Raw genomic sequence first — 13,783 nt, forward strand, 5'->3', positions numbered from 1 at the left:
GGGGGCCCTGCGGGCCCCTTCGCGGGTGAGCCCGATCCTACGAGCACCACGCACACCATGAATGCGGCGCGGTACCTGTAGGAGCGGGTTCACCCGCGAAGCATTCACCACCCGATTAACAGGCTATTAACTTACAGCCATTTAATCAGTCGACTTGCCCAACGAATAATCCCTCAACTTGTTGGCTATCGTGGTATGCGAAACGCCCAGTCTTTTGCCCAAGGCCCGGCTACTGGAAAACTCTCCCATCAAACTTTCCAGCACCGCCTTTTCAAAACGCCCTACAATTTGCGAAAGGTCCCCTTCCAGCGAAAACTCGCCCAACGGTTGCCGCACGCCATAATCCGGCAAACGAATATGCTCGCTTTTAACCACGCCGCCGTCACATAACGAAACCGCCTGAAACAAAACGTTTTCCAACTGCCTTACATTACCCGGCCAGTGATACTGCCCAAGTTTGTCCATTGCCGCCGGCGCCAGGCGCGGCATGGCACAGCCAATCTGCCGACTGGCCTGATCAAGAAAATGCTGCACCAACCCCTCCAGGCCATCCATGCACTCGCGCAAAGGCGGAATGTGCAGCGACAGTACGTTGAGGCGGTGATACAGGTCCTGGCGAAACTCGCCACGGGCACACAACTCGGACAAATCCACCTGGGTTGCACAAATCACCCGCACATCCAGGTAGACCTCTTCATCGCTACCTACCCGACGGAAGCAGCCGTCCTGCAAAAAGCGCAGCAGCTTTACCTGCAGGCGTGGGCTCATCTCCCCTACCCCGTCAAGAAACAACGTGCCGCCCGCAGTCAACTCCAGCAGCCCCAGCTTGCCTTCGGCGCGTGCCCCTTCAAATGCCCCAGGGCCGTAACCGAACAGTTCGGTCTCGGCCATCGATTCGGGCAACCCGGCGCAGTTGAGGGCCATCAGCGGCGACTGGCCACGCGGGCTGGCCAGGTGACAGGCACGCGCCAGCAACTCCTTGCCGGTACCGGTTTCGCCCTCGATCAGCAACGGTGCGTCCAGCGGCGCCATGCGCCGCGCCTCACGCACCACCGCAGCCATCACCCGCGAGCTCTGGAAGATGCTGTCGAAGCCGCGCAGCTCTTGCTTGCGCACATTGTAGATGCGCTCGCCGATCCGGTCGGCGCGGTGCAAGGTAAGCACCGCGCCGGCCAGCGCCTCGCTGTCATCGTGCTCGGACTGCAGCGGTGCGATATCGGCCAGGAACACATCACCTTTGACTTTGATGCGCAAGCCATTGATACGCGACTTGTTGGCCCGCACCAGCTCCGGTAGGTCGAAGTCTTCGACATAGCGCGCCAGCGGCATGCCCGGCACCTCATCAACCCGCACGCCAAGCAACTGCGCCGCTGCACGGTTGGCGGCAACGATGCTGCCGCCCATGTCGATCGAAAGCACCGGGAAGTCCAGCGCCCCCAGCAACGCATTCAGCTCCATGTGCCGGCGTTCGCTGGGCATCAGGCCCACACGCTTGACGCCGAACACCCCGGCAATCGCTTCGAACTTCGGCCGCAGGGCCTGAAATTGCAGGTTGATCAGGTTCGGGCAGTGCAGGTAGATGGCGTTGCCATGATCACCGCCGACCTCGCCGCGCAGCACGTTGATGCCGTACTCCACCAGCAGGTTGAGGATGTCGCGCAGGATGCCAATGCGGTTCTGGCAATGGACTTTGATACGCATGAGGGCTCTCGAAGCGCCGATGTTTTTCAACACCGCGCAGAAAAGTCGTAAAGATAAGCTGACAAAAACAGGGTTTCTACCAGCCATATACCTCGAATTTTCCGACACTTGCTGAGTTTTGTAAAATTATCGTTACGAAAACCCACATCAGCACCCATACCGGCCAAGGCCCGCCCCCGTGCAAAACCGCTGGTGAAGGGATATTCCTTTAGGCATGTCCTGCACATAACAAGAAAAGCCCTCACCAGGAGAGCCTCATGAAACAGACGCAATACGTGGCACGCGAGCCCGATGCGCATGGTTTTATCGATTACCCGCAGCAAGAGCATGCGGTGTGGAACACCCTGATCACCCGCCAGCTGAAAGTGATCGAAGGCCGTGCGTGCCAGGAATACCTGGACGGCATCGACCAGCTGAAGTTGCCGCATGACCGCATTCCGCAACTGGGCGAGATCAACAAGGTGCTGGGTGCCACCACCGGCTGGCAGGTTGCCCGGGTACCGGCGCTAATCCCCTTCCAGACCTTCTTCGAACTGCTGGCCAGCAAGCGCTTTCCGGTGGCCACCTTTATCCGTACCCCGGAAGAGCTGGACTACCTGCAAGAGCCGGATATCTTCCACGAGATCTTCGGCCACTGCCCGCTGCTGACCAATCCCTGGTTCGCCGAGTTCACCCACACCTACGGCAAGCTCGGCCTGGCCGCGACCAAGGAACAACGTGTGTACCTGGCGCGCTTGTACTGGATGACCATCGAGTTTGGCCTGATGGAAACCGCGCAAGGCCGCAAAATCTATGGTGGTGGCATCCTCTCGTCGCCGAAAGAGACCGTCTACAGTCTGTCTGACGAGCCCGAGCACCAGGCCTTCGACCCGATCGAGGCCATGCGTACGCCCTACCGCATCGACATTCTGCAACCGGTGTATTTCGTGCTGCCGAACATGAAGCGCCTGTTCGACCTGGCCCACGAAGACATCATGGGCATGGTCCACAAAGCCATGCAGCTGGGTCTGCATGCACCGAAGTTTCCACCCAAGGTCGCTGCCTGAGCGACCTTGCCGATAACAACTCGAACCGGAAAACACCTCATGAATGCCTTGAACCAAGCCCATTGCGAAGCCTGCCGCGCCGATGCACCGAAAGTCACCGACGAAGAGCTGGCCGAGCTGATCCGCGAAATCCCGGACTGGAACATCGAAGTACGTGACGGCCACATGGAGCTGGAGCGCGTGTTCCTGTTCAAGAACTTCAAGCACGCCCTGGCGTTCACCAATGCCGTGGGCGAGATCGCCGAGGCCGAAGGCCACCACCCGGGGCTGCTGACTGAATGGGGCAAGGTCACCGTGACCTGGTGGAGCCACTCGATCAAAGGCCTGCACCGCAACGACTTCATCATGTGCGCACGCACTGACAAGGTGGCGGAAACGGCTGAAGGCCGAAAGTAATCACCAGAAAGGGGCCAGCGGCCCCTTTTTTCATGGGGCATATGTGCGTTGTTCGCCCGCAAAACCGACAAACGACCAGGAAAAAAACCAAACTGTCATCCAGACTTGTGTATCCTGCCCCAGCTTTTTGAAGCTCCAAACGCGCCTGGCGCAGACTTTTCACTCACACTTGCGAGGAACGACGAGATGCATGAAATCCCGAATCTTCCCTTCCCAAGCCTGAACCCAGAAGAGCCATCCGTGACCGTTCACGCCGAACCGGCAGCTGCCGCCGAGCAGGATGGTGACGATCAATCCAGCGCTGACCAGGAATAACTGCGCATCCCCGGCTGTGTGAAAACGGCTGACCTGCGGGCTACCCCCGTCATCACGTTTTCACACCGTCTAAAATCAACGTTGTAACAACCCACTACCCCCTACCCCGCCCCTACCCTACGCAGACTCGTGCCTCCAACAGCAAAGAGGCAGAGCCATGTCATCCATCACTGACGCCGCCGACCTACTCGCCCGGATAAACACCCTGGACGCCGAAAGCGTGCGCCTGCACAGCGACCTGTCCGGCCCAATGGACCTGGCCACATCGCTGCGCGAACATTTCAACCAGGCACTGGGCTTCACAGACCTGTTCCCCGTCGACCTGAGCGATCATGACCTGCGCCAGCAGCTGGCCGAAGCTTTCGCCCGTGAACCAGCGCATGAGCACTTCAACCGCATGCTGCGACGGCCCGCCGGCAGCAAAGTGCAGGCGAACCTGGTGGCGACCTTGCAGGCAAAACTGGCCCATATCGTGATCACGGCAACCGATGCCTCACTGATCGCCGAGTTGAGCGAAGGCCTGCCCTATCCATGGCCCTACGCCAGTTGCAGCCTTGCCCAGGCACTCTGGGCCCGCCGGGTGTGCCTGACCCAACGTGACTGCTTCGTAGCGGCCGCCTTGCTGCTCTACCCCAGCTTGCCAACTACCCCCCTGCCCCCACGATCGCCTTCCCGTCCACTGATGCTGGACAACTACCTGGAGCTCCCCACGCTGGCCAGACACCTGCTGAAGCCTCCAGCCGGCGTTCACCTTGCCGTACACCTGTTCAACACTCTCGGTGCCACCGTCTATGCACAAGGCAGGCGTTACCGCCCGCCCACTGCCCGCGAACGGGAGGCTGGCGTAACCCCTGATCAAAATGGAAAGGTGTTTTTCCCAGGCCCGGCATTGAATGCGCCAGCAGCTCAAGCGCTCGACGCCCTGTTGCATTCATCCATGTTCACCCGATGGGCCGGCGAACTGGCCGCCTCGGCAGAATGGGACGCCAGCTCCGATCACTTGGCCTTGGCCGAACAAACCTTGATCGATGTGTTGTACCCACCCGATGACCGCCAGCCGGGGCTGATCATGGCTTTCGATCTGTTCAGCCCGGGCAATGCCACGCTCCCCGTGGAGGAGATCCGCCTCGACCTGATCAACAGCGTGCAAATCCGCCTCGCCTGCACCCCGGCGATTGCGCAACTGGCCGGTGAACTGTTGATGCGCCGCTTCGCCCCCGAACTACTGCTCAGTGGCTACCCGGCCGATTTCAGCCTTGAGCCCGACCTGCGCTGGGCCAGCATCCGCCAGGGGGCCCTGATACTCAGCGCCCGCCAGCAACCGATGACCTTCGACAACGCAGAACAGGTCACGCGCCAGGCCCTGCAAGAGGATGACCCTGTTCCCGACGAAGCACTGCGCCAGACGCTGGCCGTGTGGGCACCCTTGCGCGGATCATTCGAACTCCCCCCGCCCTGGTCGCACCAGCAATGGCAATTGGCGTTGCACCGCTACCTGGCGGTCAGGGACGTTGAAAGCCTCAACGATCTCCCCGACCGCTTCGAGGAGGCGCGTCGTCAGTTGCTCCAGAGCCGGATAGCGCCAGAGTCGCGTAATGCTGACGGCCAAGAGCACCTGCTGATGTACCTCGACCATGGCGCAGGCTACCGAAACAACCCCCGCTTACCGAACGTGACCGCCTGGTATGAAGTGGCCTTCGGCGCTTGGGAACAGCGTGCCATCATCCTCTATCAAGGTATCCTGCACCGCTGTTTTAACCACCTGCCGGAAGACATCAAGGACCGCCTGCGTGACGGCCCCTGGACCGCCTACGCCGTTACCTGGCCGGTCTACGTGGGCCCCCATAACCGACCTGAGTACGGCTCCAGCCCCAGAGCGGACTGGCACATGCAGACGGCCACCCAGGGTTTCGTCGTACATGCCCCCGGCACCGAGGGCGATTGGCTTTACGAGCTGTTCCCCGAACGGCTGCACTGGCAAGCGCACGCCATTGCCCGCACGGCGCCGGCGGGCCTGGCCGAGCAATTGACGCTGCTCTACAGCGAATACAACCAATCGCAACTGCCGTGGATTGCTGCTGACTTTCCCGCCTTGCGACAAGTGCTCAGCGCCCCCTCGCAAGATCGCCTCGACTCACTGGCCAGGCACTACGCCAGCGATATCGCCCTAGGCAACCGGGATGCCTTGCATGCACTGGGCAAAGGCGCTACCCCGCATGAACAATTCCTGGCCAGGCGTCAGTCCGTGAGCACTGGGCGCTACTTGCAACGGTTGTTTTCCAACCTGATACCAGGCTTGAGTTGCTTGAACCCAGAGGATGGCAGCGATGCACTGGCTTGCGTCCTGGACATCGCCGCGCTGAAAGGCGCGGCAGTCACGCTCGGTGGACGGGCCTTCAAACCATTGGCCAAGCTTCCCGGCGTACTGGGCCAAAGTGCCAGCATCGCACGCCTGAACGCCGCACGTGCCGCCCGACGCTGGAGCAGCATCCCCGTCACGCCAGACTTCAGCGAGCGCATTACCCCGCCCAAGCGCTGGCGCAGCGCGCCCGAACTGACGACGGTCGTTCCCGAATCCCGGGAGCTCATGGTGCAGCGAAGGGTACTGCCGGGCCAAACGCCCGATGCCCTGCTACTTGACCAGGTACCCGACAGCCATGGTCCGTTGCCACGGGAGCTGCCTGGGACCGCCACGCTCATACCCCGCGACAATGCCACGGTCGATGCAATCATTCACGGCGCCGCCTATCGCCTGCAAACGCCGAACACCTCGGGGCTGGTCCGTCGGGTTGCCCATGAGCCGCTACTCGGCCAGCCGCCCACCGTGGTGCCGCCGCCCTACCCCGGCGGCGAAGCGCAAATGGCCCTGAGCTTCTCGCCCTTGCCCAATGACGCGGGCACACCCGTGTTCGGACAACACGTCAGTCACGCCTTCCAAACCGTGCGGATCGAGCCGGTACCGATTCGTTACCGCCCGCAGCACACACGCTTCGACATCTGGGCGCAGGTCATGGTGCGCGAGGGCAAGGTTGTCGTGCACGCCCCTAATCACCCCAGGCAATTGAAAGCCTTGCCCGTCGGAGAAACCCAGTTACGCCTTGGCGTCATCTCGCCGCCCGTGTACCACAGGCGCATCGTGGTCGACCCATCGCCTGAACTACGCTTTGGCTTGCCTGCGGACATGCCGATCGAGCAAGTCAGGCAGATTACCGAGCACTGCCCTCCCGTGCGCCTGGGCGGGCTGGCGCGGACCATCCCCGACCGCCGTACCCTGCGCGGCGCATTGATCGACTGGCGCGGTGAGCAGTGGTTGATCGTCGAGGCCGATCTGGGGGTATTTTATGGCGCCCCCCATCAGCCCTGGGCGTGGCAGACAAAGCTGCTGGATGCCCCGGCACTGCCAGCTTCGCTGCCACATCCACCCAGAGGGCTGCGTCGCAAGTTCGAGAGAATCACCGACCACGAGGCCATCGAGCGGTACCTGGAAATCAGCGAAACCTACCGCATCGTCGCCGAGCGCCCCAACCTGCAGCGCGATGTCGATAACGTGACCAGATTGCTGCGCGACTGGATAGAACAAGGGCGAACATGGCAGCTCCGCCACCCCTCGCGATTCCTGCAGTTCATCGAAGCCATGGAGTCGCGCCTGCTCCCGGATTACGCGCGCAACATCCTCACGCAGAGCACGGCCCAGGACGCTTTGGCGGGCCCCGCCAGTCGCGGCATCGCAGCGTTGAACCGGGAGATAATCCCGATCTGGAGGCAGTTCCACAGCACCAGCGCCGCAGACCGCCAACACATCCTTGGCGTACTGGACGATCTGCTACCTGCGCGCGGCGCCACTACCCCTTACACACCGGCAGCAGGTGCGCAGTCGCTCGACGACAACGCGATGGCCGCCCTGCGTCAGCACCTCTACCCAGTTAACCTGGCCTTTGCCAGCGTCACGCTGAAGGACCATAGCCGCGTGGTGTTCTTCGCCCTGTCAGGCAGCCCTGGCCGACGCGCATTGCATATCATCCCGACGCCCCGCCTCACACCGGCTGTGGACTATGTCGATGCACGTCAGGTTAACCAGTTTTTCCCGCCAGACCCGCGGTTTACCGAGCTGCCCACCCTGCGGCGCGCAGATTTCCTGTGGACGCGCGTCCATAAGCGACATCTCGATGCCGAACGGCACATCGCCAGCGCGCTGAACCGCAGGCTGCTTCACCGCCACACGGAGGTCGAGCGTATCGAAGTCTTCACACTGCTCGACTCTTGTCGCTCCTGTGGTGGCTTCGTCCTGCCGCGCTTGCGGCTGGATTACCCGCAAGCCGAGTTCAGTGTGACCTGGATGCTCGATTACACCAACTGATTACAGGCTGACAGCTTCGCCCGCAAACACCCTTGCTGTGGTTAAGATGGCGGCACACACCGCCATCCTTACCGCAGCAACGGATCCCCAATGCCAGTTCGCAGTCCCACGTCCCTTGCCGTCACTGGGCAAGTCGTCTCCATCGTCCTGTTCACCTTCATCGGCTACCTGAACATCGGCATCCCACTGGCCGTGTTGCCCGGCTATGTGCACAACGACCTGGGGTTCAGTGCCGTGGTCGCCGGCCTGGTGATCAGCGTGCAGTACCTCGCGACACTGCTCAGCCGCCCTGGCGCCAGCCGCATCATCGATAACCACGGCAGCAAGAAGGCGGTCATGTATGGCCTGGCCGGCTGCGGGCTCAGCGGGGTATTCATGCTGGCCTGCGCCTTCCTCACCCACCTGCCTTGGCTGAGCCTGACCTGCCTGCTGGTCGGCCGCCTGGTGCTGGGCAGCGCCGAAAGCCTGGTGGGCTCTGGCGCGATCGGCTGGGGCATTGGTCGGGTGGGTGCCGCGAACACGGCCAAGGTCATCTCCTGGAACGGCATCGCCAGCTATGGTGCGCTGGCCATCGGCGCCCCGCTGGGCGTGCTGATGGTCAAGGGCCTCGGGCTGTGGAGCATGGGTGTGAGCATCATCCTGCTGTGCGTACTCGGTATGCTGCTGGCCTGGCCCAAGCAAGCCGCCCCCATCGTCAGCGGTGTACGCCTGCCGTTCCTGCGGGTGCTGGGCAAGGTATTCCCGCATGGCTCGGGGCTTGCTCTGGGCTCGATCGGCTTTGGCACCATCGCCACCTTCATCACCTTGTACTACGCAAGCCGTGGCTGGGCCAATGCGGCGCTGACCCTGAGCCTGTTCGGCGCCAGTTTCATCAGCGCCCGGCTGCTCTTTGGCAACCTGATCAACCGCATCGGTGGTTTCAGGGTGGCGATCGCCTGCATGTCGGTGGAAACGCTCGGGCTGTTGATGCTGTGGCTGGCACCCAACGCCGAACTGGCCTTGGCGGGGGCTGCACTGAGCGGGTTTGGTTTCTCCCTGGTGTTTCCGGCATTGGGCGTGGAGGCCGTGAACCAAGTGTCGGCGGCTAACCGCGGGGCCGCAGTGGGGGCGTATTCGCTGTTCATCGACTTGTCACTGGGGGTGACCGGGCCATTGGTCGGTGCGGTGGCGGCGGGGTTCGGCTTTGCTTCGATGTTTCTGTTCGCGGCAGCTGCGGCAGCGTGCGGATTGGTGTTGAGCTTCTATTTGTACCGCCAGGCGCGCCGTGGCAGGGACCGTACAACAGAAGCCTGAAAGCCGCTGCCGGCCTCTTCGCGGGTAACCCCGCCCGCCTGGCTTGCACTATCCCCCGTAGGAGCGGGTTCACCCGCGAAGGGCTGCAAAGCAGCCCCCAAAGGCCCAGAACCTTAGCGCTGAGCGTACTGCAACACCACCTCAAGCGGGTGACGCATCTTTCGCTCGGTCATGCGCTTGACCTGGCTACGGCACGAATAACCGGTCGCCAGCGGCTCCCCTTCCTTGTCCAGCTTGGTCGCCCAGCTCTGCTCGAATATGGCCCGCGAGGTTTCCTGATTGCGAGCTTCGTGCCCGTAGGTACCGGACATACCGCAGCAACCCGTAGCCTCGGTCACCAGCTTCAGCCCCAGACGGGCGAACACCTGCTCCCACTGCCGGGTGCTGGCCGGCACGTTGGTCTTCTCGGTGCAGTGCGCCATCAGGCGGAAACTACCCGGTGCGGTCGGCGCCTGCTCGGGCAGCACATCCATCAGCCATTCCTGCGGCAGCAGCACCTTCGGGCAACCCTCCAGGCCTGGCACTTTCTGATACTCCTGGCGATACACCAGCGTCATCGCCGGGTCCAGCCCCACCAGCGGCACACCGCAATCGGCCAGGGCCTTGAGCTGCGTGGCGTTGCGGATCGCCGCCTTGGCGAACGCACCAAGGAAACCCTGTACGTGCAACGGCTTGCCGTTGGCGCTGTACGGTGCCAGGAATACCCGGTGGCCCAGGCGGTGGGCCAGGTCGATGAAGGCCGACAGCAGCGGCGTTTCGAAGTAGCGGGTGAAGGCGTCCTGCACCAGCACGATGCTGCGCTCGCGCTGGGCCGGGGTCAGCTCGCGCAGGGCCGGCACCGAGGCCACGCCGACGCGGCAACGGGTCAGGGTAGCCTGGAAGTTGAAGCGGCTGATCAGCGGGCTGTCGACCATGCCCACCTTGTCGGCCAGCAGCTGGCTCACCCACTTCGAGCCCATCACCGCGTTGTACAGCCCCGGTGCGTGCGCCAGGTAGGGGATGGTGAACTCGAGCGAGCCGATCAGGTAGTCACGCAGCGGGCGCTGGTAGCGGCCGTGGTACAGCTCGAGGAAGCGCGAGCGGAAGTCCGGCACATTGACCTTGATCGGGCACTGCCCGGCGCACGACTTGCACGCCAGGCAGCCGGCCATGGCGTCGTACACTTCATGGGAGAAGTCTTCCTGGCCCTGGTTGCGCGCGCGGTTGTTGCGCAGACGCGCCGGCAGGCCCTTGAGCCACGACACCTTGTTGCGCGCCGCAGCCAGCACATCGATGTTCGCCTCGCCCTGCAGGCGCAGCCACTCGCGCATTAGCGAGGCGCGGCCCTTGGGCGAATGCTGGCGTTCGCGGGTAGCCTTCCACGACGGGCACATGGCGTCGTTGGGGTCATAGTTGTAACAGGCGCCATTGCCGTTGCAGTGCACGGCGCTGGGGAAGTCCTGCCATACGCGCTCGTCAATGGTACGGTCAAGGTCGCCGCGCAATGTCACGCCATCGACCGGGGTCAGGCTCTCGGCGCTGTCCGGCGGCGTGCAGATCTTGCCCGGGTTGAGCTGGTTGTGCGGGTCAAAGGCGCCCTTCAGGCGCTGCAATGCCGGGTACAGCTCGCCGAAGTACTCGGGCACGTATTCCGAGCGCAGGCCCTTACCGTGCTCACCCCACAACAGGCCGCCATAACGCTTGGTCAGCGCGGCAACGGCGTCGGAAATCGGCTTGACCAGCGCAGCCTGCGCCGGGTCTTTCATGTCCAGTGCCGGGCGCACGTGCAGCACGCCGGCATCGACGTGGCCAAACATGCCGTAGGCCAGGCCGTAGCCATCGAGCAATGCGCGGAAGTCGGCAATATAGTCGGCCAACTGCTCTGGTGGTACTGCGGTGTCTTCCACGAACGGCTGCGGGCGCACTTCGCCTTCGACGTTGCCCAGCAGGCCCACCGAACGCTTGCGCATGGTATAGACGCGGGTGACTGCCTCGGCGCCTTCGGCCAAGGTGTGGCCCAGGCGCTCGACGCAGGTGTCGCTTTGCAGGTGCTGGATGAACGCCTGCACCTTGGCGTTGACCTCGGCCGGTTCGTCGCCGCAGAACTCCACCAGGTTGATGCCCAGCGTAGGGCGCTCGGGGTCCGCCGGGAAGTACTCGGCAACGCTGTGCCAGACGATGTCTTTCATCGCCAGCATCAGCACCTTGGAGTCGACCGTCTCGATCGACAGCGGCTTGTGCGCCATCAGCGCGTTGGCATCACGCAGCGCATCCATGAAGCTGGTGTAGCGTACGTTGACCAGCACCGCATACTTGGGAATCGGCAGCACGTTGAGTTTGGCTTCGACCACGTAGCCCAGCGAGCCCTCGGCGCCGCACAGCACGCTGTTGAGGTTGAAGCGGCCCTGCTCGTCGCGCAGGTGCGCCAGGTCGTAGCCGGTCAGGCAACGGTTGAGCTTGGGGAAGGTGGTTTCAATCAGTTCGGCCTGGGTTTCCTGAATTTCCCGGGCCATGCGGTACACCTCGCCGACCCGGCCCGGCGCGGCGCAGGCCTGTTCCAGCGTAGCATCGCCGATCGGCAGGCTATGCAGGCGCTCGCCACCGAGCAGCACGCTGTGCAGCTCCAGCACGTGGTCGCGGGTTTTACCGTAGGTGCAGCTGCCCTGGCCACTGGCATCCGTGTTGATCATGCCGCCGACCGTGGCGCGGTTGGAGGTGGACAGCTCAGGGGCGAAGAACAGCCCGTGCGGCTTGAGCGCAGCATTGAGCTGGTCCTTGACCGTACCGGCCTGTACCCGCACCCAGCGCTCTTCCACGTTGATTTCGAGAATGTTGTTCATGTGTCGCGACAGGTCGACGACGATACCGTCGGTCAGCGACTGGCCGTTGGTGCCGGTGCCACCACCGCGCGGGGTCAGCTTGACCTGCTGGAAGCGCGGCTCGCCCATCAGCGTGGCGACCCGCGCCACATCGTCGGCATCCAGCGGGAACACCGCCGCCTGCGGCAAACGCTGGTAGATCGAGTTGTCGGTGGCCAGTACCGTGCGGGTTGCGTAGTCGGCACTGATCTGGCCACGGAAGCCGCTGTTGCGCAGGGCTTCGAGGAATTCGGGGTAATTGGCGCTCGGTGCAACGGTGGACAGCTGGGCGATCATCGAAGGATGGCCTCTTGATATTGGCTAGATCACGGGATACCTGTCGCTCCAGCATGGGTTCAGGCATGCAGGGATGACGTATAGGCCAATGTTCCTGTAGTTTCGCGTCAGGGGCAAACGGATAATCCTGCCGCTATCAATGACTTTTATGAATGAATTACCGCCACCTGACCCCATCCATGTCACTGCTGCTGGCTTTCGAGGCCGCCGCCCGGCATGAAAGCTACACCCGCGCCGCCGCCGAACTGTCGCTGACCCAAAGCGCGGTCAGCCGCCAGGTACAGGCCCTGGAGCAGCAGTTGGGCCTGACCCTGTTCCGTCGCGAGGGGCGCCAGGTGCAGCTGACCGATGTCGGCCGCCTGTACCAACGCGAGCTCAGCGAGGCACTGGGGCGCATCCGCAGCGCTACCTTGCAGGCACTGGCCTATCAATCGGGGGTGGGCACCTTGCGCCTGGCTACCCTGCCAACATTCGGCTCGAAATGGCTGTTGCCGAGGCTGCATGCGTTCTACAGCGCTCACCCGGGCATGCTGGTGCACATTCATTCACGCATTGAAACCATCAACTTCGACACCAGCGAAATCGATGCCGCCATCGGCGTGGCCAGCCACGACTTGCCGGGGCTTGTCTGCCATCGCCTGCATGCCGAGGAACTGGTGGTGATCTTGCCGCCGGAAGCCGGTGCCGACAGCCAGGGCTGGAGCCCGGCCAGGATCAGCGAAGAGGTGCTGCTGAATGTGGCCAACAACCCGCATGCGTGGGGCGAGTGGTTTACCCATCATGGCCTGCCGCATCGGGCGATGCGGCTGGGGCCTAGCTTCGAGCTGACCTCGCACCTGATCCAGGCGGTACGTGCCGGGATCGGAATCGGGCTGGTGCCGCGCATATTGGTGGAGGAGGAACTGGCCAAGGGGGAGCTGTACAGCCCGGGTGTGGCGTTTGCCAGCCAGCGCAGTTATTACCTGATCTACCCGCCAAGGAATGAGGCGCTGCCATCGTTGCGGGCATTCAGAGGGTGGTTGCTGGAGCAGATCTGATTTTTGGCGGGGTCACCTGATCTGAGGGCAACGCTGTACCTGTAGGAGCGGGTTTACCCGCGAAAGGGCCGGGCCTGCTGGCCAATCTCCACCTGCCGCTCACCGTTGCCGCCGCTACCGTATTCGCGGGTAAACCCGCTCCTACAAGGGTTACGCAAGCCTCAGGTATACCAGGTCGTTGCAGGAGCGGGTTTACCCGCGAAAGGGCCGGGCCTGCTGGCCAGTCTCCACCTGCCGCTCACCGTTGCCGCCACCACCGTATTCGCGGGTAAACCCGCTCCTACAAGGGTTACGCAAGCCTCAGGCATACCAGGTCGTCGTAGGAGCGGGTTCACCCGCGAAAGGGCCGGGCCTGCTGGCCAATCTCCACCCGCCGCTCACCGTTGCCGCCGCTACCGTATTCGCGGGTAAACCCGCTCCTATGTATGGACTCGCCCACACTGTCTAGCTGCTTTTTGAACATAGGAACCCGGTTGCATCTATGTATCAGGCCTATTCGAGGAA

At 62.9% G+C, this 13,783-nt stretch carries 8 protein-coding genes; 6 read left to right on the forward strand and 2 right to left on the reverse strand.

Annotated features, from left to right (window positions below; translation table 11 throughout):
* Positions 1 to 141 precede the first annotated feature (141 nt).
* On the reverse strand, positions 142 to 1,701 hold the full coding sequence (locus ACYCCG_RS24730; RefSeq protein WP_209967403.1) for a sigma-54-dependent transcriptional regulator: 1,560 nt from the start codon (positions 1,699 to 1,701) through the stop codon (positions 142 to 144).
* 257 nt (positions 1,702 to 1,958) lie between these two features.
* Here ACYCCG_RS24730 and phhA point away from each other — a divergent pair, with 257 nt between their 5' ends.
* From phhA to ACYCCG_RS24755, 5 genes are all read left to right on the forward strand, one after another.
* Positions 1,959 to 2,747: a phenylalanine 4-monooxygenase gene (gene phhA, locus ACYCCG_RS24735; RefSeq protein ID WP_003254528.1), complete on the forward strand. Its 789-nt coding sequence runs from the start codon at positions 1,959 to 1,961 to the stop codon at positions 2,745 to 2,747.
* 39 nt (positions 2,748 to 2,786) lie between these two features.
* On the forward strand, positions 2,787 to 3,143 hold the full coding sequence (locus tag ACYCCG_RS24740; protein WP_003254532.1) for a 4a-hydroxytetrahydrobiopterin dehydratase: 357 nt from the start codon (positions 2,787 to 2,789) through the stop codon (positions 3,141 to 3,143).
* A gap of 186 nt (positions 3,144 to 3,329) precedes the next feature.
* Positions 3,330 to 3,458, forward strand: a complete 129-nt coding sequence (locus tag ACYCCG_RS24745; RefSeq protein ID WP_003254533.1) for a hypothetical protein — start codon at positions 3,330 to 3,332, stop codon at positions 3,456 to 3,458.
* Positions 3,459 to 3,615: 157 nt separating this feature from the next.
* Positions 3,616 to 7,815: a deaminase domain-containing protein gene (locus ACYCCG_RS24750; protein WP_459672090.1), complete on the forward strand. Its 4,200-nt coding sequence runs from the start codon at positions 3,616 to 3,618 to the stop codon at positions 7,813 to 7,815.
* A 90-nt stretch (positions 7,816 to 7,905) separates the two neighbouring features.
* Positions 7,906 to 9,108: an MFS transporter gene (locus ACYCCG_RS24755; RefSeq protein ID WP_459672092.1), complete on the forward strand. Its 1,203-nt coding sequence runs from the start codon at positions 7,906 to 7,908 to the stop codon at positions 9,106 to 9,108.
* Between the two features lie 113 nt (positions 9,109 to 9,221).
* Here the strand turns inward: ACYCCG_RS24755 and ydiJ are convergent, their stop codons facing one another.
* The gene (gene ydiJ / locus ACYCCG_RS24760) at positions 9,222 to 12,242 is read right to left on the reverse strand and encodes a D-2-hydroxyglutarate dehydrogenase YdiJ (RefSeq protein WP_459672095.1); all 3,021 of its coding nucleotides are present in this window, start codon (positions 12,240 to 12,242) and stop codon (positions 9,222 to 9,224) included.
* 152 nt (positions 12,243 to 12,394) lie between these two features.
* Between ydiJ and ACYCCG_RS24765 the strand changes: the two genes are divergently transcribed.
* Positions 12,395 to 13,279: a LysR substrate-binding domain-containing protein gene (locus tag ACYCCG_RS24765; RefSeq protein ID WP_176685220.1), complete on the forward strand. Its 885-nt coding sequence runs from the start codon at positions 12,395 to 12,397 to the stop codon at positions 13,277 to 13,279.
* Positions 13,280 to 13,783 lie beyond the last annotated feature (504 nt).

It is taken from the genome of Pseudomonas sp. VEM90, from assembly GCF_054611535.1.

Bases quoted from the DNA above. Each gene is read 5' to 3' on its own strand.
- ACYCCG_RS24730 (WP_209967403.1), bottom strand. From the start codon at position 1,701: ATGCGTATCAAAGTCCATTGCCAGAACCGCATTGGCATCCTGCGCGAC.
- phhA (WP_003254528.1), top strand. From the start codon at position 1,959: ATGAAACAGACGCAATACGTGGCACGCGAGCCCGATGCGCATGGTTTT.
- ACYCCG_RS24740 (WP_003254532.1), top strand. From the start codon at position 2,787: ATGAATGCCTTGAACCAAGCCCATTGCGAAGCCTGCCGCGCCGATGCA.
- ACYCCG_RS24745 (WP_003254533.1), top strand. From the start codon at position 3,330: ATGCATGAAATCCCGAATCTTCCCTTCCCAAGCCTGAACCCAGAAGAG.
- ACYCCG_RS24750 (WP_459672090.1), top strand. From the start codon at position 3,616: ATGTCATCCATCACTGACGCCGCCGACCTACTCGCCCGGATAAACACC.
- ACYCCG_RS24755 (WP_459672092.1), top strand. From the start codon at position 7,906: ATGCCAGTTCGCAGTCCCACGTCCCTTGCCGTCACTGGGCAAGTCGTC.
- ydiJ (WP_459672095.1), bottom strand. From the start codon at position 12,242: ATGATCGCCCAGCTGTCCACCGTTGCACCGAGCGCCAATTACCCCGAA.
- ACYCCG_RS24765 (WP_176685220.1), top strand. From the start codon at position 12,395: ATGAATTACCGCCACCTGACCCCATCCATGTCACTGCTGCTGGCTTTC.